We start from the raw sequence: 20773 nt of genomic DNA, 5'->3' as shown, positions 1-20773 counted from the left end.
CGCGGACCAGGCCGGTTACTATTTCTTCTTCTTGCCGCCAAACGGGAAATAGGGGTTGTGCCCTGCGGGGCCCTGGTAGGTCCTGCGCCCGGGCAGGGGGACGTCGCCGTCCAGGCCGCCCTCCGCGGTGCTGGGCAGATCCTCCGCGGGGAGGTAGCCGCCCTCCGGTCCGGTGCGGCTGGCCCAGTCGTCCCGTTCGGACAGGGCGGGACCAGCACGGAAGGAGGCGGCGTCGAATTCCCCGGAAATCCTGGGAATGAGTCCGGTGTCCACCGAGACAGTGGCGCGTTCAGGCCTCGGATGGGCTGCAGCGGCGCCGTCAGGATGAGTCCCGGCAGCGGGCTCCGCAGCCGTCCGGCGGCGCAGGCGCCCCAGCAGCGGCTGCAGCAGGTCACTCAGCTCGGTAACCCGGAAGAGCTTCAGCAGGAGCAGGTAGGCCGCCAGCATCACGGGCCCGACGACGACAATCGTCACCAGCGCGGCGGCGGGGGTGCTCCAGGCGAAGCCGTCCCGGCTGTAGCTGCCCATCAGCCACAACGCGACCGCACCGGCCAGCGCGGAACCCAGCGCGGCGTAGCCCATCCGGATGTAGGCGTTGGCGATCCGCGGGCCGTCCAGGTGACCCAGGAGCCGGCGCAGGAAGATCGCGCTGACGATCACGGACAGGATATTGCCCCCGGTGTAGAGGACGGCGATGGCGAAGATGATCTGATCGAACGGCAGGAACTGGATGGTGAATGCGGCAACCACGTTCACGAGGGCCAGCACCAGCTGGATGAAGAACGGTGTCCGGGCGTCCTCATTGGCGTAGAACACGCGGGACATCATGAAGTTGGCGCTCATGAACGGTGTGCTGAGGGCCAGGATGGTCAGCGTCTGGGCCAGCATGACGCCGTCCTGGGGCACCCCGCCCGAGAAGAACATGCCCAGCGGCCCGGCCAGCGCGAACAGGGCCAGGGCACCAAACACCGTGGCCACGGCCATGGTCCTGAGCCCATGGGAGAGCGCACTGCGCAGCGCGGTGTGGTCCCCGTCCTGCGAGGCCCGGGTCATCCGGTTGAACAGCACGGTGGCCAGCGACAGCGCAATGATCGAGTGCGGGAGCAGATACAGCTGGCTCGCCACCTCCAGCACGGCATTGCCCGGCAGCGTGTCGGCGGCCGGGTCCCCTGCCTGCTCCAGCCGGAGCCGTTCCGCGCCCGGGATCGTGGCGATCCGCATGACGTAGAGGAAGGCCAGCTGCCCGACGGCGGCCGTCGCGAGGGTCCAGACGCTGAGCCTGGCGGCCTGGCCCAGTCCGACCCCGCGCCAGCCGAAGCGCGGCCGTAGCCCCAGACGGAGCCGGAACACGGGAACCAGCAGGATGGCGGTCTGGGCGATGACACCGATGGTGGAGAATCCGGCCACCAGGAAAGTCTGGGTGGAGCCCCAGGTGTCAAGGGTGTGGGGGTTGGTCGCGTTGGCGCCGAAGGTCCAGATGAACATGCCGAGGCCGGCGATCGCGACAATATTGTTCAGGATCGGCGCCCACATCGCGGGCCCGAACGCGCCGTGGGCATTGAGCACCTGGGTCAGCAGGGCGTACAGCCCGTAGAAGAAGATCTGCGGAAGGCACAGGAACGCGAAGGACACCGCGAGGGCCTTCTGCTCCGGCGAGTATCCCTGCGTGGTCAGCTCAATGACCCACGGCGCGAGCAGCGTCACTGCCAGCGTGAGCGTCAGCAGCACCAGCACAGCGAGCGTCAGCAGCCGGCTGATGTAGTCCGCCCCCTTGTCCGGAGCCTTGCTGGCCTTGATGATCTGGGGCACCAGGACGGCATTGAAGACGCCGCCTGCCACCAGCAGGAAGATCAGGTTCGGCAGGTTGTTCGCGTTGATGAAGGTGTCGTTGACTGTGGAGCCCAGCCCAAGGGCTGCCGCCAGCATCCAGGTCTTGGCGAAGCCCAGGAAACGCGAGACGAGCGTTCCCGCGGCCATGATGGCGCTGGAACGGACTTCTCCGGATTGGACGGCTTTGGAATCGGCGGGGCCGGAGTGCGCGGGGGTGGGTTTGGCTGTTGACATCGTCTTCATCGTCTCACCCGGGCACGGCTTTAGGCGCTATCCGCGTCCATTAAAGGGGTTTGTGTGGGCCTAGTGGTGGTCCGGCAGAACTTCTTTGGCGAGGTCGGCGATGCGGCGTTCGTTCGGGAAGGAGAGCTTCCGGGCCAGCTCATGGATGGGAACCCAGGCGACGTCCACGGCTTCCTTGTCCGGATCATTCTCGATCGTCAGTTCCCCGCCCGTGGCCTGCAGCAGGTAGTGGTGGACGGTCTTGTGGACGCGGTGCCCGCTGACCGTAAACCAGTAGTCGATGCTGCCCAGCGGCGCGAGGATCTTGCCCTCGATGCCGGTTTCCTCCGCGATTTCCCGCACGGCGGCTTCCTCGTTGCTTTCCTTGCCTTCCGGATGGCCCTTGGGCAGGCACCATTCCAGCCGCCCGCCGCGGTTAAGGCGGGCAATGATCGCAACCCGGAGTTCGCCGTCGGAAGTGTCCACCACAACGCCGCCGGCGGAGATTTCCTCCACCGTGGGGAGGGAGGCCTGTCCGGAGTGCTGCACCGGCGCGACATTGGCACCGATTGCGGACGGCAACGGTGCGTTTGTCCTCCTGCCGGGAGCGCTCGGTACGGGATGGGCCATGAAGTCCACTCTAACGACTCTTGTCCGCACTTGATGACCTAAACATGGCAGGAAAGTGGACGGCCGCGAAAGTGGATCGCCCGTTCCGTCCCGGGTTCGGTGCCAGCGGCCGGACTTGGGGAGCATTCGGTGTGGTGCTGGCCGGGATTTCTGACAAGCTTAAGAAACTATGGCGCACGCACATCACAAGACTGACTCGCACACTGTTGATTTCCAGGTAGACCCTGTGGTCCTGGAGCTTGGGCAGCGGTTTGTCGACGCCGGCCACGAACTCTCCCTGGTGGGCGGGCCCGTGCGCGACCTGTTCCTGGGCCGGGTGTCCCCGGACCTGGACTTCACCACCGACGCCACCCCGGACCAGACGGTTGCCCTGATCAGGAAGTGGGCCGACACCTACTGGGAAATCGGGCGCGCCTTTGGCACCATCGGGATGCGCAAGGCCGGCTTCCAGATCGAAATCACGACGTACCGCGCCGAGGCGTACGATCCCGACTCCCGCAAACCCGCGGTGGCGTTCGGAACGTCGCTGACCGATGACCTGCTGCGCCGGGACTTCACGATCAACGCCATGGCCCTGCGCCTGCCCGCGCTGGAGCTCGTGGATCCCTTCGGCGGCGTCCGCGACCTCCACGCCTCCATCCTCGCCACCCCTGGGGCGCCGGAATCCTCCTTCTCCGACGATCCGCTGCGGATGATGCGCGCCGCCCGCTTCGCCGCGCAGCTGGGGATCACGGTGCACGAGGACGTCCGCTCCGCGATGTCCCGGATGGCGGAACGGATCACCATGATTTCCGCGGAACGGGTCCGTGAGGAGCTGGTCAAGCTCATTTGCGCGGCGCACCCCCGGGCCGGGGTGGATCTCCTCGTGGACACCGGGCTGGCCGACTTCGTGCTGCCGGAGGTCTCCGCGCTGCGCCTCGAATCGGATGAGCACCACCGGCACAAGGACGTGTACCAGCACTCGCTCCAGGTCCTGGAGCAGGCCGCCGCGCTCGAAACGGATCCCGACGGCGCGGTGCCCGGGCCGGACTTTGTGCTGCGGTTCGCAGCCCTGATGCACGACGTCGGGAAGCCAGCCACGCGCCGCTTCGAACCGGGCGGCGCGGTGAGCTTCCGGCACCACGACATGGTCGGGTCAAAACTGACGACAAAACGGATGAAGGCGCTGCGCTTCGACAACGACACCATCAAAGCCGTGGCCAAGCTGGTGGAACTGCACATGCGCTTCTACGGCTACGGCGAAGCCGGCTGGAGCGATTCGGCCGTCCGCCGCTATGTCACCGACGCCGGTCCGCTGCTGGAACGGCTGCACCGGCTGACCCGCTCGGACGTGACCACCCGCAACCAGCGCAAGGCCGAGCGGCTCGCTTTCGCCTACGACGATCTCGAGGCCCGGATCGCGGCCCTGCGGGAGCAGGAATCGCTGGAGGCCGTCCGCCCGGACCTTGACGGCGGGAGGATCATGGAACTCCTGGGACTCAAGCCCGGCCCTGTCGTCGGCCGCGCCTACAAATTCCTGCTGGAGGAACGGATGGAACACGGCCCGCTGGAACCCGCCGTCGCCGAGGCCAAACTGCACGAATGGTGGGCTGCACAGCCCGAGTCCGCCGTCGCACTCTCAACTGAGGAGTCCTAAGTGATTGCATCTGCCAACGCCCCCCGCCCGCAGCTGTGGATCCTGCGGCACGGCGAAACGGAGTGGTCCAAGAGCGGCCAGTACACCGGCCTCACCGACCTCCCGCTCACTGTGGAGGGGGAGCAGCAGTCCGTGGAGGCACGCAAGGTGCTCGACACGGTCGACTTCGACCTGGTGCTGACGTCTCCGTTGCGGCGTGCCCGCCGGACCGCGGAACTCGCCGGCTTCCCCGACGCCCAGCTGGAGCCGCTCGCGGTCGAGTGGGACTACGGAGACTACGAGGGCATCAGCTCGGACCTCATCCGCAAGGACAACCCGGAGTACCTGATCTGGACCCACGGTGTTCCGAACGGCGAAGCCCTCGATGACGTCGCCGCGCGCGCGGACAAGATTGTGGCGCGGGTGCTGGAGTCCGGCCTGGACAACGTGCTCATCGTGGCCCATGGACACTTCTCCCGGATCCTCACCGCCCGGTGGCTGGGGCTCGATCCCCACGAGGGCCGGCACTTCATCCTGGGAACCGCGAAAGTCTGCACGCTCGGCTGGGACAAGAAGACCCCGGCAGTGGTCCGCTGGGGACTATAACCACGATTTAGAAAATAACTTCAAGAAAGTTTATGAATGCGGTAGTCAAGTGCTGCATTCCTGGTGTATTTTTATTTCTGACCCCAGAGCGTCCTGCCGGGGTCGAGGCGCGCGTCGCCCGGCGAGTCGGCCGGAGCCACGGCATAACAGAAAAGGAGGTTGGGATAAATGATTACTTTGACTAGTGGACGGATGTACTTCGCCGCCGCCACCCCGGCCTCTGACGCTGAACCGCGCCCAAATTTCGGCCCGACTGCCTCCTGACCCTTCCCGCCGCGACCAGGTCTTTGACCTAGGAAGCGGAGCCCGGGCGATACCGTAACTCCCCTTCCCGGGAGTTCCGTGACAGTGGACTGACCAGGCGGAACCACGCGGTTGCGCAGCATCCCCAAAGTTCGGAACCCAGCTTCTTGTTGGGGTTGCGGCGCCATGCGTCCAAGGGCCTCCTTTCGCTTTTGCGAAAACCGTTTAATTCGCGCCGGGCATTTCCTTGCCCAATTACGGCCTTTTCTTCCTCAATTCACAGAGGCCTTAATTGGCATGCCCAATTACTCCCGTTCCCGCAGTACCAATGAAAGGTTCATCGTGACAATTGCCAGCACCACAGACCGACCACGCAGCACGAGCCGGCGGCGGGAGGTGACCACCATGAAGCAGAAACTCCAGAGAATACTGCGCCGGGCCCTCAAACCGGCCTCACGGCACACGACGCTGTTCAACGGACAACTCCTCGACCAGAAGCGCGAAGACGTGTACGTCGTCATGCACCAGATGGGCCTCATCCGCTGAGGCAGGTCCAGGCATCGAAGGAGTAACTGATGACCGACATCGGAACTGGTCCGCAAGGAGCCCACGCGGCGACGCGTGGGCTCCCCCGTTTAAACACCCGGTCAGCCGCCTGCCCGGCGCAGCACCGGCACCCGCAGCTGCCCCGGTAAGCTCGGGGACATGCAGGAGACAAAGCCGCCGGAGCACCGCAGACGTGTCCGACTGGTCATTCCAAGCCGCAGCGACCCCCTGCTGAGGAACTTCACGGAGCTGATCGGTGGACCCATGGGCCGCCGTTCTGCCCCCGGCATCGTCTCCCCCGGATTTTTCACCGTCGAACGCGTCCTGATCCTGCTCACCGTTCTGGCAGCCGTGATCGGCATCCTGCTCAAGTCCTTCTGCCGCGGCAATGGCTGGGAAACCCCGGGCCAGTTCTACGCGACCTGCTATTCGGACTTCCCGGAACTGTTCAAGAACCGCGGACTCGGCGACGGCGCGTTTCCCTTCATCACGCAGGGGACGTTCTTCGAGTACCCCGTCCTCATGGGCTTCATCGCCGGCGCCACGGCTCTGCTGGTGCCCGGCGAGGGCGTCTCGGCCAGCCGCATCCTGGCTTACTTCGACATCAACGCCGCCCTGATCCTGGCTGTCTGGATCGTCACGGTCCTCGCCACGGCACGGATGGCCCGCCGTCGGCCCTGGGACGCGGCCATGGTGGCGGTGGCCCCCGGCCTCATCCTGGCCGGCACCATCAACTGGGACATGTGGGCTGTTGGGCTGCTTGCCCTGGGCATGTATTGCTTCTCCCGGAACAAACTCGTGCTGGCCGGGATCTTCATCGGGCTGGGCACCGCAACCAAGCTCTACCCGGTGCTGATTCTTGGCGCGGTCCTGCTCCTGGCCCTACGCACCGGGAGGATCCGGGCGGTCCTGGTCACGGCTGCTGCCGCCGCCGCCGCGTGGCTGGCCGTCAATGTCCCGGTTGCCGCCGTCAACCCGGAAGGCTGGAAATATTTCTACCAGTTCAGCGAGGACCGGCCCGCGGGCTACAGCTCGCCCTGGTACGCGTACAACCTCGTCGCCGGCCGACTGGCCTGGCTGCCCCTGCAGCCCGAAACGATCAACACCCTGGCCTTGAACATCTTCGTGCTGGCCTGCGTGCTGATCGGCGTGCTGGCCCTGGCCGCGCCCCGGCGGCCCAGGCTCGCGCAGCTCGTCTTCCTGATCGTTGCCGCGTTCATCCTGACGAACAAGGTCTACTCACCCCAGTTCGTCATCTGGCTCATCCCGCTGCTAGCCCTGGCCCGGCCGCGCTGGCGCGACTTCCTGATTTGGCAGACCTTCGAGGTGCTGCACTGGGGGGCCGTCTGGATGTACCTCGGACAGGTGACGAGCGGCGGCGTCTCCCAGCACAATATTGATATGCCCTACTACGTCCTGGCCGTGGTCTTCCACATGATCGCCACCGGCTACCTCATGGCGCGGGTGGCCTGGGAGGTCTGGGACCCCAGCCATGATGTGGTCCGCCGGTACGGGATGGATGATCCGCAAGGCGGGCCGTTCGAAGGGGTTCCGGACAGGCTGCGAGTGGATCTGCTGCGGCCCGCGGCATCCGTGCTGCCCTGGCGGCGGGAGTCCGCGGATGCTTGACGTCGCTGTCGTCGGATCAGGGCCGAACGGGCTCGCCGCAGCGGTGACCCTCGCCCGCGCCGGACTGAAGGTGCACGTCTACGAGACGGCGCCCACCCCGGGCGGGGGGCTGCGCACCACGGAACTCATGGAGCCCGGCCACTTTCACGATGTCTGCTCGGCGGTGCACCCGATGGCCCTGGCCTCGCCGTTCTTCCGGGAGTTCGAGCTGTCCCGGCGCATCCGGCTCGAGATTCCCGAGGTTTCCTACGGGACACCGTTGGACGGCGGCCGGGCGGCGCTGGCGTACCGCTCCCTCGAGCGCACGGTTGACGGCCTGGGTCGCGACGGCCGCGCCTTCGGGCGGCTGATGGCCCCGCTCGTGCAGCGGGCGGACGGCATCGCGGACCTGACGCTGAACCAGCTCCTGCGGATACCGCACGACCCGGTGGCGGCAGCCGTGTTCGGAGCCCGGGTTCTGGAGCAGGGCTCACCGCTCTGGGGGCTGCGGTTCCGGGAGGACCTGGCGCCCGCGCTGCTGACCGGGGTCGCCGCGCACGCGGTGGGGCAACTCCCGGCCCCCGCTCCGGCCGGAGCCGGCCTCATGCTCGGTACCCTGGCCCACACGGTCGGCTGGCCCGTCCCGGTAGGCGGCTCCGCGGCGATCGCGCAGGCCATGGTGGCGGACATTGAAGCGCATGGCGGGGCGGTGGAAACCGGGGCCCGGATCGGATCCCTGGCGGAGCTGCCCCCGGTCCGCGCCACGCTGCTGGACGTGGCGCCACCCGGGCTGCTGAGAATGGCGGAGGGCAGGCTCCCCGACCGGTACCGCCGCGCCCTCGAGTCGTTCCGGTTCGGAAACGCGGCCTGCAAGGTCGACTTCATCCTTTCCGGCCCGGTGCCGTGGGCGGCACCCGGACTGGCCGACGCCGGCACGGTCCACGTGGGTGGCACCCGCGCGGAGATGGCCGAGGCGGAAAACGCCGTCGCCGCAGGACGGCATCCGGAGCGGCCCTATGTCCTGGTCTCCCAGCCATCGGGCTTCGACGCCGGACGGGCACCCGAGGGCCGGCACATCCTGTGGAGCTACTGCCACGTGCCGGCCGGGTCCGCCGTGGACATGGCGGAGGCCGTGACGGCCCAACTGGAGCGCTTCGCCCCCGGATTCCGAGACCTTGTCCTCGGTCATCACGTCACGACAGCGGCTGAACTCGGGAAGTACAACGAGAACTACGTCGGCGGGGACTTCACTGCCGGCCTGATGGACCTCCGCGGGATCCTCCGGCGGCCCGTACTGGGCCCGGTCCCCTGGCGGACCCCGCTGCGCGGCGTCTACCTCTGTTCCTCCTCCACCCCTCCCGGGCCCGGCGTGACAGGCATGCCAGGATTCCACGCCGCCAAATATGCCCTCAAAGACATATTCGGTCTCGGGGTGCCGTCTCTCCGGATCTAGGGCGGCTGCCGCATTTGGGCAAACACCTCAGGCCAGGGCAGGACTGACCGGCTGCAGCGCAGAGAGCCTCCCATCACGCATGCTGGCGACCGTATCCGTCAGCGGGACGAAGCCGGTGTCGTGGGTGACCATCACCGTCGCCACACCGAACTCGTCCGTGACCTGGCGCAGCAGCCGCACAATCGCCTCGCTGCGGTCATGGTCAAGGGCGGCTGTTGGTTCATCGACCAGCAGCACGGCTGGATCCCCCATCAGGGCACGGGCGATATTGACCCGCTGCCGCTGGCCACCGGAGAGTTGGTGGGGCCGTTTCCCGGCGGCCGGGGTCAGTCCAACGAGGTCCAGGAGCGCACCGGCACGGACGGTGGCCGCTCTCACCGGTTTGCCGCGCAGATGGTCCCTGATCACCAACTGCTCCAGCGCGGTCAGGGACGGCAGCAGGTTCGGCTGTTGAAAGATGATGCCGATCTGGTCCCGGCGCAGGCACGTGCGTTCCGCCTCGGACAGTCTGCCGGCATCGATGCCGCCGATCACCACGAGACCTGCCGTGGGCCGGACGAGAGTGGCGGCAATGGCCAGCAGGGAGGATTTCCCCGACCCGGAAGGTCCGACAAGGGACAGGAATTCCCCCCGGGCGAGCTTCAGGTTGACGTGGTCGAGCGCTTTGAGGGTGCCGTCGCCATCGGGGTACTCCAGGGTGACGTCGACGAGATTCAGGGCGGTGTTCACTGTGTATGCCTTTCATGGAATGTTTTGGGTGGGACGTGGACGGCGCTAGTTACCGCCCAGGGCCAGGAGAGGGTCGACCCGGGTGATGCTCCGGACCGCCACGGCCGCGCCCGCGAGTCCGAGCACCACGATGCCCGCCGCCGGCAGCAGGGTGGTCTGCGGCGTCAGCAGGAACGGGGCTGCCCCGGCGGCGAGGACGCCGCCAGCCACGCCGGCGGCACCACCGGCCGTGGCCCCGGCGAGGAGCACAAACGCCGCCTGGACCATCGCGTCCTTGAGGACGTAGCCGGAGGATCCCCCGAGGGCCTTGAGGACCGCGATATCCCGGGTGCGCTGCACGGTCCACACCGTCAGGAATGCCACGATGACCAGGGCCGAGATCCCGTACAGAAACGCCTGCATGAGCAGCAGGGAGCCGTTTTCGCTTTTGTAGGATCCCAGGGCCTGGAAGGATCCATCCCGGGTGGTGCTGACGGTCCCGGCTGCTGCGTTGGCGGCATCGACGTCGAGCGCCTGTCCGTCGTCGGCGGTGACCGCGATGACGGTCGCGGCAGCCTCAGCGCCTGCGATGTGGGCCAGCGTCCGCCAGTCGCCGAGGGTGGTCCAGACAACTCCGGTGTGGGAGTACCACTGGTCCGGGACGACGGCGGAGACGGTCAGTTCGGTTCCGCCCACCGTGGCTACGCTGCCGGCCCGCAGCCGGAGTTCCTCGGCGAGGCTGTTTCCGATCACGACCGTGCCCTCGGCTACGGGGGCCGGAGCCAGGCCGCTGCCCTCCGTGCCGAAGACTGCCACGCTGGCCGTCCCGGAAGGGGCGCCCGCGGGGCCAATCGCCTGGAACCGGCTCTGGCTGATGCCCAGCAGCTGGGCGTGCGCCACGCCTTCCCGGGAGTCCCACGCCGACCACTGCCCGCGGGTGACCTCGGACTCGGTAAACGACGCCTTGGCGCTGTCTCCGGCGGGGGCCCCGAAGACAATCTGGTCCGCGGGGAGTGCGGCGAGGGCCGACGTCGACTGGTTGCCCAGACCGGCGGTGAGTCCGGAGAGCAGCACGAGCAGCAGGGTGATGAGCGCGACGACCCCGCCCATCAGAATAAAGCGTCCTTTGGCAAAGCGGAGGTCGCGGAGAGCGAGATACATGACAGTCCTTTTCGAGGGGGTTGTGACCTCGTTCCAAGCCTCCCGCTGTGCCGCGTCGTCGGCATCGCCCGCCCGGTGGGGACTTGGGTGCCGGAGTGGTTGACCCGTGGGTCCACCAAAAGGTTGATAGTGGCCCCGCGGCAGGCTGTTCGACCGGAATCGGCTCGCCCCGGCACTACGCTGAAAGTATGGACGACAAGGCCCGCAGCACGCCGGCAGGGACCGCCGGCACACCGGATGCCGCGGTGATCCTGCGCGTCCTTCGGGTGTGCCTTCACAGCGGCTTCGCGGTCCTGCTCCTGGTTGCCCTGGTGCGGCTGTTCGGCACCGGCCTGCAGGGCACGGGCTGGCTCGCCCTGGGCCTCGCGCTGATTCTCGCGGCGGTCTACCTGCTGGGCACAGTCCTGGAGAAACGCCACTCCACGGATCCGTCCCGGTTCGATCCCCGGCCGTATGCGCACGTGTGGCTGGGGGCCGTCTGCCTGCTCTGGCTGCTGTTGATTTGGGCCAGCGCCGACTTCGTCTGGCTGGCCTTCCCGCTCTTTTTCCTGCAGCTGCACGTGCTGCCGCTGCGGCTGGCGCTGCCGGCGATCGCGCTGAGCACCGTGCTGGTCATCGTGGCGCTGTGGTTCCACAATTCCGGCGCGGACGGCGGCGCCCTGCAGCTGCCGATGGTGCTGGGACCGGCGTTCGGGGCTGCCTTTGCCGTGGTTACCGGGCTGGCGTACCGGGCGCTGTACCTTGAAGCCGAAAAGCAGCGGCTCGCCGCCGAGGAGCTGCGCCGCACCCGCGCCGAACTTGCCCGCAGCCAGCACGACGCCGGCACGCTGGCCGAGCGGGCACGGCTGGCCCGCGAAATCCATGACACCCTGGCCCAGGGTTTCTCCAGCATCGTGCTGATGGGCCGCTCGGCGGAAAAGTCCCTCGATGACGGGGACACCGCCACGGCCCGTGACCGGCTCCGGACGGTTCAGGAGACCGCCTCGGCCAACCTGGCCGAGGCCCGGAACTTCGTCCGCGGCCTGCAGCCCCCCGCCCTGGCGGGGAATCCAGCGGAGATCCCGGCGGAGAATCCGGCGGGAAGTCCGGCAGAGGATCCCCTGGTCAACAGCCTGCGCCGGCTCTGCGAAAAGACCGAGACCGAGGCGGCCGCCCGCGGCACCCGGCTGCGCTGCCGCTTCGACCTGGAGGGAACCCCGGTGGATCTGCCCAACCCGTACCGCACCACCTTGCTGCGGGCCGCGCAGTCAAGCCTCGCGAACGTGTGGGTGCACGCCCGGGCCGGCTCCGCCGTCGTGACCCTGTCCTTCCTGGGTAGCGAAGTGGCGATGGATATCTACGACGACGGCGCAGGCTTCGACCCTTCGGCGGTCACAGGCCCCGCGGAGCGCCCCGACGGCTCGGGCTACGGGCTCAGATCGCTCCAGGAACGGGTGACCGCGCTTTCCGGCAGCCTCGACATCGAGTCCGGGCCCGGCGAAGGCACGGTGGTGGCCATCCGGCTCCCGCTCGGAGACTCCTCGGCAGGGAACCCAGCATGAACGACATCCGCGTCCTGCTGGTGGACGATCACCCGGTGGTCCGGGCCGGGCTGAGGGCCATGCTGGGCGATTTCGAGGGCCTCACCGTTGTCGCCGAGGCGGCCGACGGCGGCGCAGCCCTCGCCGAGCTCTCCCGGCTCCATACGCTCGGCGAGCCGGTCGACGTCGTCCTGATGGATCTGCAGATGGGCGCCGGCATGGACGGCGTCACGGCGACCGGAAGGATCAAGGCGGGCGAGGCCGGCCAGCCGGCCCCGCCCGTGCTCATCCTCACCACCTACGATTCCGACGCCGACATCCTCGCGGCCGTGGAAGCCGGAGCGAGCGGCTACATGCTCAAGGACGCCCCGCCGGAGCAGATCCGCCAGGCGGTGCTCTCCGCGGCGGCCGGCCAGACCGCGCTGGCCCCCGAGGTGGCCGCCCGGCTGATGGGGCGGATCCGCAATCCCGAACCCGCCCTGTCCGCGCGCGAAATCCAGCTGTTGGAGCTGCTGGCCACCGGCCTGGGTAACCGGGCCATCGCGAAGCAGTTGTTTATCTCCGAGGCAACGGTCAAGACCCACCTTGTGCACATCTACGGCAAGCTCGGCGTGGACAACCGCACGGCGGCGATCTCCGTGGCCGCGCAGCGCAGGATCATCCGGCGCTTCTGAGTCCGGCCGCCGCCGGCGCCTTCCTGCGCCGCCGTGCTCCTTCCCGGCCGCCGGGGAGATTGTGACAGCGCATTGTGACAAGGGCTTTGTCTGCGGCACGGGGCATAATGGCGCGGTGGGGAAAATATCGAAACTGTCAGCTGTCCTTGTTGGTCTCATTCTGGGCGCCTCGTTGGTGTCCTGCGACGACGGAAGCGCGGGTGCGCGTGACGCGGCCAGGCAGCTTGCGTCCGCTGTCTCGGCGCTCGACGTCGGCTCCGTAGCTTTTGAAGGCAAGGACTCCGGCGCGGCCAATGAGCAGCTCAACGAGGTATTCAAGGCACTGGGCCCGGCCAAGCCCGTGGTGGAAAGCGGAGAGCTGACGCTGGAATCCGGCACAGCCACGGTCCCGCTGAACTACAGCTGGAAGATCGGCTCCGGGGAGTGGAAATACACCACCTCCGCCGAGCTGAAGAAGTCCGGCGATAAGTGGCTGACCGTCTGGAGCCCGGCCACCCTGGTGCCCGGGCTGGCCGCAGGTGAAATCCTCGGCACCATGTCCCAGTCGCCGGCGCGGGCGGAGATCCTGGGCGCCGGTGACGCCAAACTGGTCACCTACCGGCCGGTCGTGAACGTCGGCATCGACAAGCCCCTGCTGGCCTCCGCCGATCCCGCGGTGTCCGCGGCCCAGCTCGCCCAGCTGGTGGGAGTGGACCCTGCGGCCTACACCCAGCAGGTCCAGGCGGCCGGCCCCGAGGCCTTCGTCACCGCGATTACCCTGCGCGAGGACGGCCGGACCATCACCGACGACCAGATCGGTGAGATTCCCGGCGCCCGCGCCATCCTGGACTCCCTGCCGCTGGCACCCACCCGCACCTTCGCCCGCGCGCTGCTGGGCACCGCAGCCGAGGCGAACGCCGAACAGATCGAGAAATCCGGCGGTGCGCTTAACGCCGGGGACACCACGGGCACCGGCGGCCTGCAGCAGCAATACGACGCGCAACTGCGCGGCACTAACGGAATCCAGGTCTATGCCGAAAAGGCCGGCCTCACCGCCGAGGAACGGCAGACCTTGCCCAACGGCGGCCGCCGGGCCGTCTTCCAGCTCGAGATGAAGGTGGGCACGCCGCTGAAAACGACGTTGGATCCCACCCTCCAGCAACTCGCTGAGGACATCCTGGGAAAGGTGGGCCCGGCGTCGGCCATTGTCGCGCTCCGGCCCTCCAGCGGCGCCGTCCTGGCCGCCGCCTCCGGACCGGGCAGCAACGGCTACGACACCGCGCTGCTGGGGCAGTACGCCCCTGGTTCCATCTTCAAGATCGTGGATTCCCTGGCCATGATCCGCAACGGCATGACCCCGGAGTCTACGGTGGAGTGCCCCGCCACGCTGACCGTCGACGGCCGGACCTTCAAGAACGCCGAAGGCTACCCCGACTCCTCGCTGGGGTCCGTGACCCTGCGCGATGCCTTCGCGCACTCCTGCAACACCGCGTTCATCAACGCCCGGGACACTGTCAGCCAGGCCCAGCTGGAAGCGGCTGCCACGTCCCTCGGCGTCGCTGTGGAAGCCCCGGCGCTGGGGGCCTTCGCGTTTCTGGGCTCGGTTCCGGGCGAGGCGACGGGGACCGAGCACGCCGCCTCGATGATCGGCCAGGGCAAGGTGCTTCTGTCCCCGCTGGCCGCCGCCATGATGGCGGGCTCGGTCGCGAAAGGTGCGCCCGTGTCACCGCAGCTCGTACTGAACCCCGGATCCGATGAGGCGGCAGCCACCGGCGCCTCAGCCACCCCCTCCGCCGCTTCCACGCCGTCAGCTTCCGCACCGGCCCCGGCCCCGGCGTCAGCCTCCGGCACGCCGGTCACCGCAGCCGAGGCCGCCGCCCTGGCGGAGATGATGCGTGCCGTGGTCACGTCCGGGCACACCGGCTTCCTCGCGTCCGTCCCGGGCGCTCCGGTGGCGGCGAAGACCGGTACCGCCGAGTTCGGCGGCGAGGACCCGCCCAAGACCCACGCCTGGATCGTGGCCGTGCACGGGGACCTCGCCGTCGCCGTGTTCGTCGAGGAAGGCGGTTTGGGCGCCACCGTCTCCGGACCGCTGCTGAAGGAGTTCCTCACCGCCGCAGGCTAACGCCGTCGGTCCCTCACCTTTGGGGACGAAACGGCGGACGCTCCCTCACTCGGCGTGGGGGAGCGTCCGTTTAGGTGTTGCGAGACGTGAGTGAGCGTCTCAGGCGGCGAAACCGTCCGCGAGGTCCAGTACTTCATCCAGGATGGAGAGTCCGGCCCGGGCATCCTCCACCAGGGTGTTGCAGGGGGGCACCACGTGGATCCGGTTGAAGTTGGCGAAGGGCAGGAGCCCGCGGGACTTGCAGGCAGCCACAAGCTGGTTCATTTCCGGGCTGGAGGCACCGTAGGCGGCCATCGGTTCGCGGGTCCTGCGGTCCTTGACCAGCTCGATGGCCCAGAAGACCCCTGTTCCGCGCACCTCGCCGACCGATACGTGTTTGTCCGCGAAACCGGCCAGAGCCGGTCCGATCACCGTCTCACCGAGGAAGGCAGCATGTTGCACGGTCTGCTCATCCTCCATGGCGTTGATCGTGGCCACAGCGGCCGCCGTCGCCAGCGGGTGGCCGGAGTAGGTCAGGCCGCCGGGGTAGACCCGCTTGCCGAAAGTGGCCGCGATTTCTGGACTGATGGCCACGCCACCCAGGGGGACATAGCCGGAATTCACGCCCTTGGCGAAGGTGAGCAGGTCCGGCACGACATCGAAGTGTTCGATGGCGAACCACTTGCCGGCCCGGCCAAAGCCTGACATGACCTCATCGGCGATGAGGACGATGCCATGGCGGTTGCACAGTTCCCGGACGCCCTGGAGGTAGCCGGGCGGGGGCAGGTAGATGCCGGCGGTCCCCGGAATCGATTCGAGGATCAGCGCCGCGATCGTGGACGGACCCTCGAAGCTAACCAGTTGCTCCAGGTGTTCCAGGGCGCGCTGGCTTTCCTCTTCCTGCGTCGTGGAATGGAACGCGGTGCGGTACAGGTAGGGCGGGAAGAAGTGGATGGTGCCGGTGCTGGCGGTGTCACTGGCCCAGCGGCGCGGATCCCCGGTGAGGTTCACGGCGAGCTGGGTGCCGCCATGGTACGAGCGGTAGGCCGAGAGGACCTTGTGACGGCCGGTGTGGAGCCGGGCCATGCGGACGGCGTGCTCATTGGCGTCCGCGCCGCCGTTGGTAAAGAAGATCTTGTCCAGTTCGCCCGGGGTCCGCTCCGCGATCAGGCGTGCAGCCTCGGAGCGGGCGTCATTGACGTAACTCGGCGCGACGGTGCAAAGTTTTGCGGCCTGGGCTGCGATCGCGGACACGACCGCGGGGTGCTGGTGGCCAATGTTGGTGTTGACCAGCTGCGAGGAGAAGTCCAGATACTTATTGCCCTCACCGTCCCATACGTGGGATCCCTGGGCCGCGGTGATGACCATGGGGTCAAGGAGGTCCTGGGCGGACCAGGAATGGAAGACATGCTTGCGGTCCAATTCGTAGGCGCGGCGCGCGGCGTCGGCGGTGTCGCGGGCCGGCCGGATGCCGCTGTCCATAGTTGAGGTCATGGTGGTTGCCTTTCTAGTGACGTGCCGATCAGGCGTTCTGCGGGAAGCCCAGGTTGATGCCGCCGTGGCTCGGGTCGAGCCAGCGGGAGGTCACGGCCTTTCCGCGGGTGAAGAATCCGACGCCTTCGGTGCCGTGGGCATGCGTGTCGCCGAAGAGCGAGTTCTTCCAGCCGCCGAACGAGTAGTAGGCCATCGGAACGGGAACCGGGACGTTGATGCCCACCATGCCGACCTCCACCTCGTTCTCGAAACGGCGGGCCGCGCCGCCGTCGTTTGTGAAGATCGCGGTGCCGTTGCCATAGGGGTTGGTGTTGATCAGCTCCAGCGCCTGCTCGTAACTGTCAACCCGGACCACGGACAGTACGGGGCCGAAGATCTCGTCTCGGTAGATGGACATGTCCGGGGTGACGTTGTCGAAGAGCGTGGGGCCGACGAAGAAGCCATCACCTTCCGAGTCGGGGGCCACGTTGCGTCCGTCGACCACCAGGGTGGCGCCGGAGGCCTCTCCGGCATCGACGTAGCCCGCAACCTTGTCGCGGTGGACCGCCGTGACAAGGGGGCCCATGTCGCAGCCACGCAGGCCGTCGCCCGTCCGGAGCGACCGCGTACGCTCCGCAATTTTCGCCACGAGCTCATCGGCTATGCCGCCAACTGCGAGGAGTGCCGAGATGGCCATGCACCGTTCGCCCGCCGAACCGAATCCTGCATTCACGGCGGCGTCGGCAGCGAGGTCGAGGTCGGCGTCGGGCAGGACAATCATGTGGTTCTTGGCGCCGCCGAGAGCCTGCACGCGCTTTCCATTGGCGGTGGCTGTCTGGTAGACGTACTTGGCGATCGGCGTGGATCCGACGAAGGAAACCGCCTTGATGTCGGCGTGGTTCAGTAGGGCGTCGACGGCCACCTTGTCGCCATGCAGGACATTGAACACGCCGTCCGGAAGTCCGGCTTCCTTCCAGAGTTCGGCCATCCAGTTGATGGCCGTGGGGTCCTTTTCGCTGGGCTTGATAACGACCGTGTTCCCGGCGGCGATGGCGAGTGGGAAGAACCACATGGGCACCATGGCAGGGAAGTTGAACGGGCTGATGATAGCGACCGGTCCCAGTGCCTGCCGGATCGAGTGGACATCCACATTGGTGGACGCGTTCTCCGTGTAGCTGCCTTTGAGCAGGTGCGGGATGCCACAGGCGAACTCCACGACTTCCTGCCCGCGGGTCACCTCGCCGAGGGCATCATCCAGGACCTTGCCGTGCTCGGACGTGATGATGGCGGCGATCTCGCCTTTTCGGGCATTGAGCAGTTCGCGGAAGGCGAAGAGGATCTGTGTGCGGCGGGCGATGGAAGTGTCCCGCCAGGCGGGGAACGCGGCTTTGGCCGCTGCGACGGCGGCGTGGCTCTCTTCCTGGCTGGCCAGGGAGACCTGGCCGGTCACCTTTCCCGTCGCCGGGTTGGTTACCGGCGCTGTCCGGCTGCCGGCCGGAACGTAGCTGCCGTTGATCCAGTGCTCGATGTTGTTCAAGTAATTCTCCTCGTGCGGAAAGGGCGGGTGTCTTGCGTCCAGTGTCTCCGGCACGGAGTCACGCCATAAGTGCCGATGTGTAAAGGAAACTATGGCGTGCTTTACACTTTGTAAATGTTGCCCACCGTGCGCTCCATCCTTGATCTTGCCGTGCTGCGCGAGTCTGGTCCGAGGATCCTCGGCGGCGAAGCAGCGCTGGATAACCCTGTCCGCTGGGTCCATGTGAGCGAAGTCCTCGACATTTCGGGGCTGCTGTCCGGCGGAGAGCTCGTGCTCACCACGGGTCTTGAGCTGGAAAAGGCCCCTGGGAGCACCGCCTCGTTTATCCGGTCGCTGGGGGAGGCTGGAGCCTCGGGCTTGATTGTGGAAGTCATCGGAAACCGAACGCGAAGCATGGATTCCCTGCGAACTGCCGCACTCGGCACGGCACTGCCTGTGATCGTGGTGGAACGGCGGGTGCGCTTCGTGGAGGTTACGGAGGTGGTGCATCGGATGATCGTTGCCGAGCAGCTGGAGCGCGTGGAAAGGGCGCGGGACGTCCACGAAGCCTTTACCGTGCTGAGCCTGGAAAGCGCGGGGACGCAGGAGGTCGTGGAGCAGGCGGCGATGATGATCGGTGCCCCGGTCGTTCTGGAGGACCTTTCCCACCTGGTGCTCGCTTACTCTTCCCGGCAGCTGGCGACGGCGGAACTGCTCGATGACTGGGAGCGGCGGTCCCGGACTACGCCGTCGCCGGCGTCGACGGCACGGACCGGTCCTGAGGATTGGCTTCAGGCGCCAGTGGGCGTGCGGCCGCAACTGTGGGGCCGCCTGGTAGTTCCCGTACCGGTCCACGACGACGAGACGGCCGCTATGGTGCTGGAGCGGGCGGCACAGACCCTGGCCATCAACCGCCTGGCGGAACGGGACCGGCTCGAACTGAGCCAGCAGGCGCAGGCGGGTCTGCTCAACGCCCTGCGCCAGCCCCGCGGGCTGAGCGACGCCGAAGCCCTGGCGCGTGCCGCGTCGCTGGGCCTGAAGCGCTCACCGTTTTACGTCCCGGTGGTGTTCCGGACCACTGCGGCACATCAGTCGGCCGGGCACGGCGCAGTGCCTCCGCCGGGCGATCCGCTCGCCGGCCAGCAGGACGAGCGGGAACTACTGGAGCTGCTGGCCCGGACACTCAAGGCCAGTTCCAGCACCGCCCTGACGGCCAGCATCCGCTCCGGTTCGGTGGGCATGCTTCTGGGCCTCCCAGCCCGGCAGCTCGAGGATGCGGTGCTGCAGCAGCTCGCCCGGGCCGTTGCCGGGCAGGCCCGGCCGTCCGGCGGTGCTGGAGCCGGAGGCGGCCCGGTGCTGAGCTGGAGCATGGGTGTCGGGCGCCCCAGCGGGTCCCTGCTGGAGGCTGCCGCGGGCGTCGACGAGGCCGCGCACGTCGCCGAGACGGCGGCAACCCTGCGGGACGGCGGGAAACCGTTCTACCGCGCCACAGATGTCCGGCTTCGCGGTCTCCTCGCCCTGCTGCGCCATGACCCGCGCGTTCAGCAGTTCGTCGAGTCGGAGCTGGCGTCCGTCCTGCATGCAGAGGCCCGCGGGGCGGAGGGGTACCTCGACCTGCTTGGACGGTACCTTGAGTCCGGTGGCAACAAGGCCGCCCTTGCCCGCAACGGCTACCTTAGCCGGCCGACGCTTTACGCTCGGCTGGGCCGTCTTGAGGAGCTCCTCGGCGTCGACCTGGACGACGCCGAATCACGAACTTCGTTGCACGTCGCCCTCCTCCTGCACCGGCTGCGAACCCTGTGACCGTGCGGATCTACGCTGAATGCGAGCACTGACAATTGTCCAAGCCCTTTACCCTGACCCAGCTCCGGTATTTCGCGGTGGTGGCAGAGCTCGAAAACATGACAGCCGCGGCCGAACGGCTGCTGGTGACCCAGTCCACGCTCTCCACCGCGATGGCGCAGCTTGAAGCCAGCCTGGCCACGCAGTTGTTCGTGCGCCTACGGACGCGCGGCCTGCGATTGACGCCGGCCGGCCGGCAGTTGGTCCAGGACATCAAGGTGTTGCTCGAGCACGCCGATTCGCTGTACGAGTCGGCCCGTGGGCTGGCAACGAGCCTGGTCGGCGAGCTCAAAGTCGGCGTCTTTTCGCCGTTGGCACCGTTCCGGCTTCCGGCAATTCTTCAGACCTTCGAGGGCCAGCACCCTGGGGTCGAGGTCTCATTCCTTGAAGCTGATCTGGCGACCCTGCAGACCGCCCTGGTGGAGGGGCAGTGCGACGTGGCGCTGATGTACGGCCACGGTCTGGGCCGCGGATTCATTCGCACCGTTCTGGAGCGTGTGCCGCCACATGTCCTGGTCCACGCCGAGCATCCCGCGGCGTCCCGCCCCGAGCGGAGCATCGCGCTGAAGGACCTCGACGGCGAACCCTCAGTGGTGCTGGACCTGCCCCACAGCCGGGAATATTACGAGCAGCTCTATGCCATCGCCGGAGTGACGCCCAATGTCCGGCACCGATTCGCCGGCTACGAAACGGTCCGGTCGTTTGTCGCGAAGGGCCACGGATACGCCATGCTCAACCAGCGACTCCACAGCGACCTGACGTACTCCGGGGGCAGGGTTGTGGCGCTCACCCTGACCGACGATTTCCCTCCGATTGAAGTGATGCTGGTCCGGCCGGAGGGAGTTACGCCGACCCGCAGGGCATTGGCGTTCGAGCAGACGTGCATCCGCCTCTACGGGGCCGCGCGGCACTAAACCGCGCCCACAGGCCAGCAAGTCCGGGGTTCCCGCATCGATAAAAGCGATCGGTCTGCCCAAAACTATCAATTGGACAGATGTGAGTGGAATCACACACAGTTGCTGCAGTGCGGTGATGGCGGAGAT

General features: G+C 67.5%; 16 protein-coding genes. 10 read left to right on the top strand and 6 right to left on the bottom strand.

Annotated elements, in window-relative coordinates; translation table 11 throughout:
- Window positions 1–18 precede the first annotated feature (18 nt).
- Window positions 19–2073 carry a murein biosynthesis integral membrane protein MurJ gene (murJ, locus tag ACZYZ5_RS07510; protein WP_463900553.1) on the bottom strand — a complete coding sequence of 685 codons (2055 nt, stop codon included), beginning with the start codon at window positions 2071–2073 and terminating at the stop codon, window positions 19–21.
- Between the two features lie 60 nt (window positions 2074–2133).
- Window positions 2134–2634, bottom strand: a complete 501-nt coding sequence (locus ACZYZ5_RS07505) for an NUDIX hydrolase (RefSeq protein ID WP_463900551.1) — start codon at window positions 2632–2634, stop codon at window positions 2134–2136.
- A 217-nt stretch (window positions 2635–2851) separates the two neighbouring features.
- Between ACZYZ5_RS07505 and ACZYZ5_RS07500 the strand changes: the two genes are divergently transcribed.
- The 5 genes from ACZYZ5_RS07500 to ACZYZ5_RS07480 all read left to right on the top strand — a co-directional run bounded on the left by ACZYZ5_RS07500 (window position 2852) and on the right by ACZYZ5_RS07480 (window position 8753).
- A complete protein-coding gene (locus ACZYZ5_RS07500) occupies window positions 2852–4318 on the top strand; it encodes a CCA tRNA nucleotidyltransferase (RefSeq protein WP_463900549.1) in 1467 nt (488 codons plus the stop codon).
- The gene (locus ACZYZ5_RS07495; protein WP_463900547.1) at window positions 4319–4903 is read left to right on the top strand and encodes a histidine phosphatase family protein; all 585 of its coding nucleotides are present in this window, start codon (window positions 4319–4321) and stop codon (window positions 4901–4903) included. It begins immediately after the preceding gene.
- 648 nt (window positions 4904–5551) lie between these two features.
- Entirely contained in the window at window positions 5552–5692 is a 141-nt protein-coding gene (locus tag ACZYZ5_RS07490) for a hypothetical protein (RefSeq protein WP_463900545.1), read from the top strand.
- Window positions 5693–5851: 159 nt separating this feature from the next.
- The gene (locus ACZYZ5_RS07485) at window positions 5852–7321 is read left to right on the top strand and encodes a glycosyltransferase family 87 protein (RefSeq protein ID WP_463900542.1); all 1470 of its coding nucleotides are present in this window, start codon (window positions 5852–5854) and stop codon (window positions 7319–7321) included.
- Entirely contained in the window at window positions 7314–8753 is a 1440-nt protein-coding gene (locus tag ACZYZ5_RS07480) for a phytoene desaturase family protein (RefSeq protein WP_463900540.1), read from the top strand. The genes ACZYZ5_RS07485 and ACZYZ5_RS07480 overlap by 8 nt, the downstream gene beginning before the upstream one ends.
- A 27-nt stretch (window positions 8754–8780) precedes the next feature.
- On the opposite strand, the gene ACZYZ5_RS07475 is transcribed toward ACZYZ5_RS07480, so the two are convergent.
- Together ACZYZ5_RS07475 and ACZYZ5_RS07470 are read right to left on the bottom strand one after the other, a co-directional pair.
- Entirely contained in the window at window positions 8781–9482 is a 702-nt protein-coding gene (locus ACZYZ5_RS07475) for an ABC transporter ATP-binding protein (RefSeq protein ID WP_463900539.1), read from the bottom strand.
- A gap of 45 nt (window positions 9483–9527) precedes the next feature.
- Window positions 9528–10622: an ABC transporter permease gene (locus ACZYZ5_RS07470; RefSeq protein WP_463900538.1), complete on the bottom strand. Its 1095-nt coding sequence runs from the start codon at window positions 10620–10622 to the stop codon at window positions 9528–9530.
- A 188-nt stretch (window positions 10623–10810) separates the two neighbouring features.
- On the opposite strand from ACZYZ5_RS07470, the gene ACZYZ5_RS07465 reads away from it, so the two are divergent.
- From ACZYZ5_RS07465 to ACZYZ5_RS07455, 3 genes are all read left to right on the top strand, one after another.
- The gene (locus tag ACZYZ5_RS07465) at window positions 10811–12163 is read left to right on the top strand and encodes a sensor histidine kinase (RefSeq protein ID WP_463900536.1); all 1353 of its coding nucleotides are present in this window, start codon (window positions 10811–10813) and stop codon (window positions 12161–12163) included.
- Window positions 12160–12816 (top strand): response regulator, encoded by a 657-nt coding sequence (locus tag ACZYZ5_RS07460; RefSeq protein WP_463900534.1) that lies wholly within the window; start codon window positions 12160–12162, stop codon window positions 12814–12816. Before ACZYZ5_RS07465 ends, ACZYZ5_RS07460 begins: the two co-directional genes overlap by 4 nt.
- A gap of 115 nt (window positions 12817–12931) precedes the next feature.
- On the top strand, window positions 12932–14920 hold the full coding sequence (locus ACZYZ5_RS07455) for a penicillin-binding transpeptidase domain-containing protein (protein WP_463900533.1): 1989 nt from the start codon (window positions 12932–12934) through the stop codon (window positions 14918–14920).
- Between the two features lie 99 nt (window positions 14921–15019).
- Here the strand turns inward: ACZYZ5_RS07455 and ACZYZ5_RS07450 are convergent, their stop codons facing one another.
- Both ACZYZ5_RS07450 and ACZYZ5_RS07445 read right to left on the bottom strand, forming a co-directional pair.
- The gene (locus ACZYZ5_RS07450; RefSeq protein WP_463900531.1) at window positions 15020–16393 is read right to left on the bottom strand and encodes an aspartate aminotransferase family protein; all 1374 of its coding nucleotides are present in this window, start codon (window positions 16391–16393) and stop codon (window positions 15020–15022) included.
- Window positions 16394–16421: 28 nt separating this feature from the next.
- Entirely contained in the window at window positions 16422–17909 is a 1488-nt protein-coding gene (locus ACZYZ5_RS07445; RefSeq protein ID WP_463900530.1) for a CoA-acylating methylmalonate-semialdehyde dehydrogenase, read from the bottom strand.
- Between the two features lie 114 nt (window positions 17910–18023).
- Here ACZYZ5_RS07445 and ACZYZ5_RS07440 point away from each other — a divergent pair, with 114 nt between their 5' ends.
- On the top strand, window positions 18024–19691 hold the full coding sequence (locus ACZYZ5_RS07440; protein ID WP_463900528.1) for a PucR family transcriptional regulator: 1668 nt from the start codon (window positions 18024–18026) through the stop codon (window positions 19689–19691).
- A gap of 35 nt (window positions 19692–19726) precedes the next feature.
- On the top strand, window positions 19727–20644 hold the full coding sequence (locus ACZYZ5_RS07435; RefSeq protein WP_463900525.1) for a LysR family transcriptional regulator: 918 nt from the start codon (window positions 19727–19729) through the stop codon (window positions 20642–20644).
- Window positions 20645–20773: the final 129 nt, after the last annotated feature.

Source organism: Pseudarthrobacter ribosi (assembly GCF_055412865.1).
This window is presented reverse-complemented; position numbering and strand designations above follow the sequence as displayed.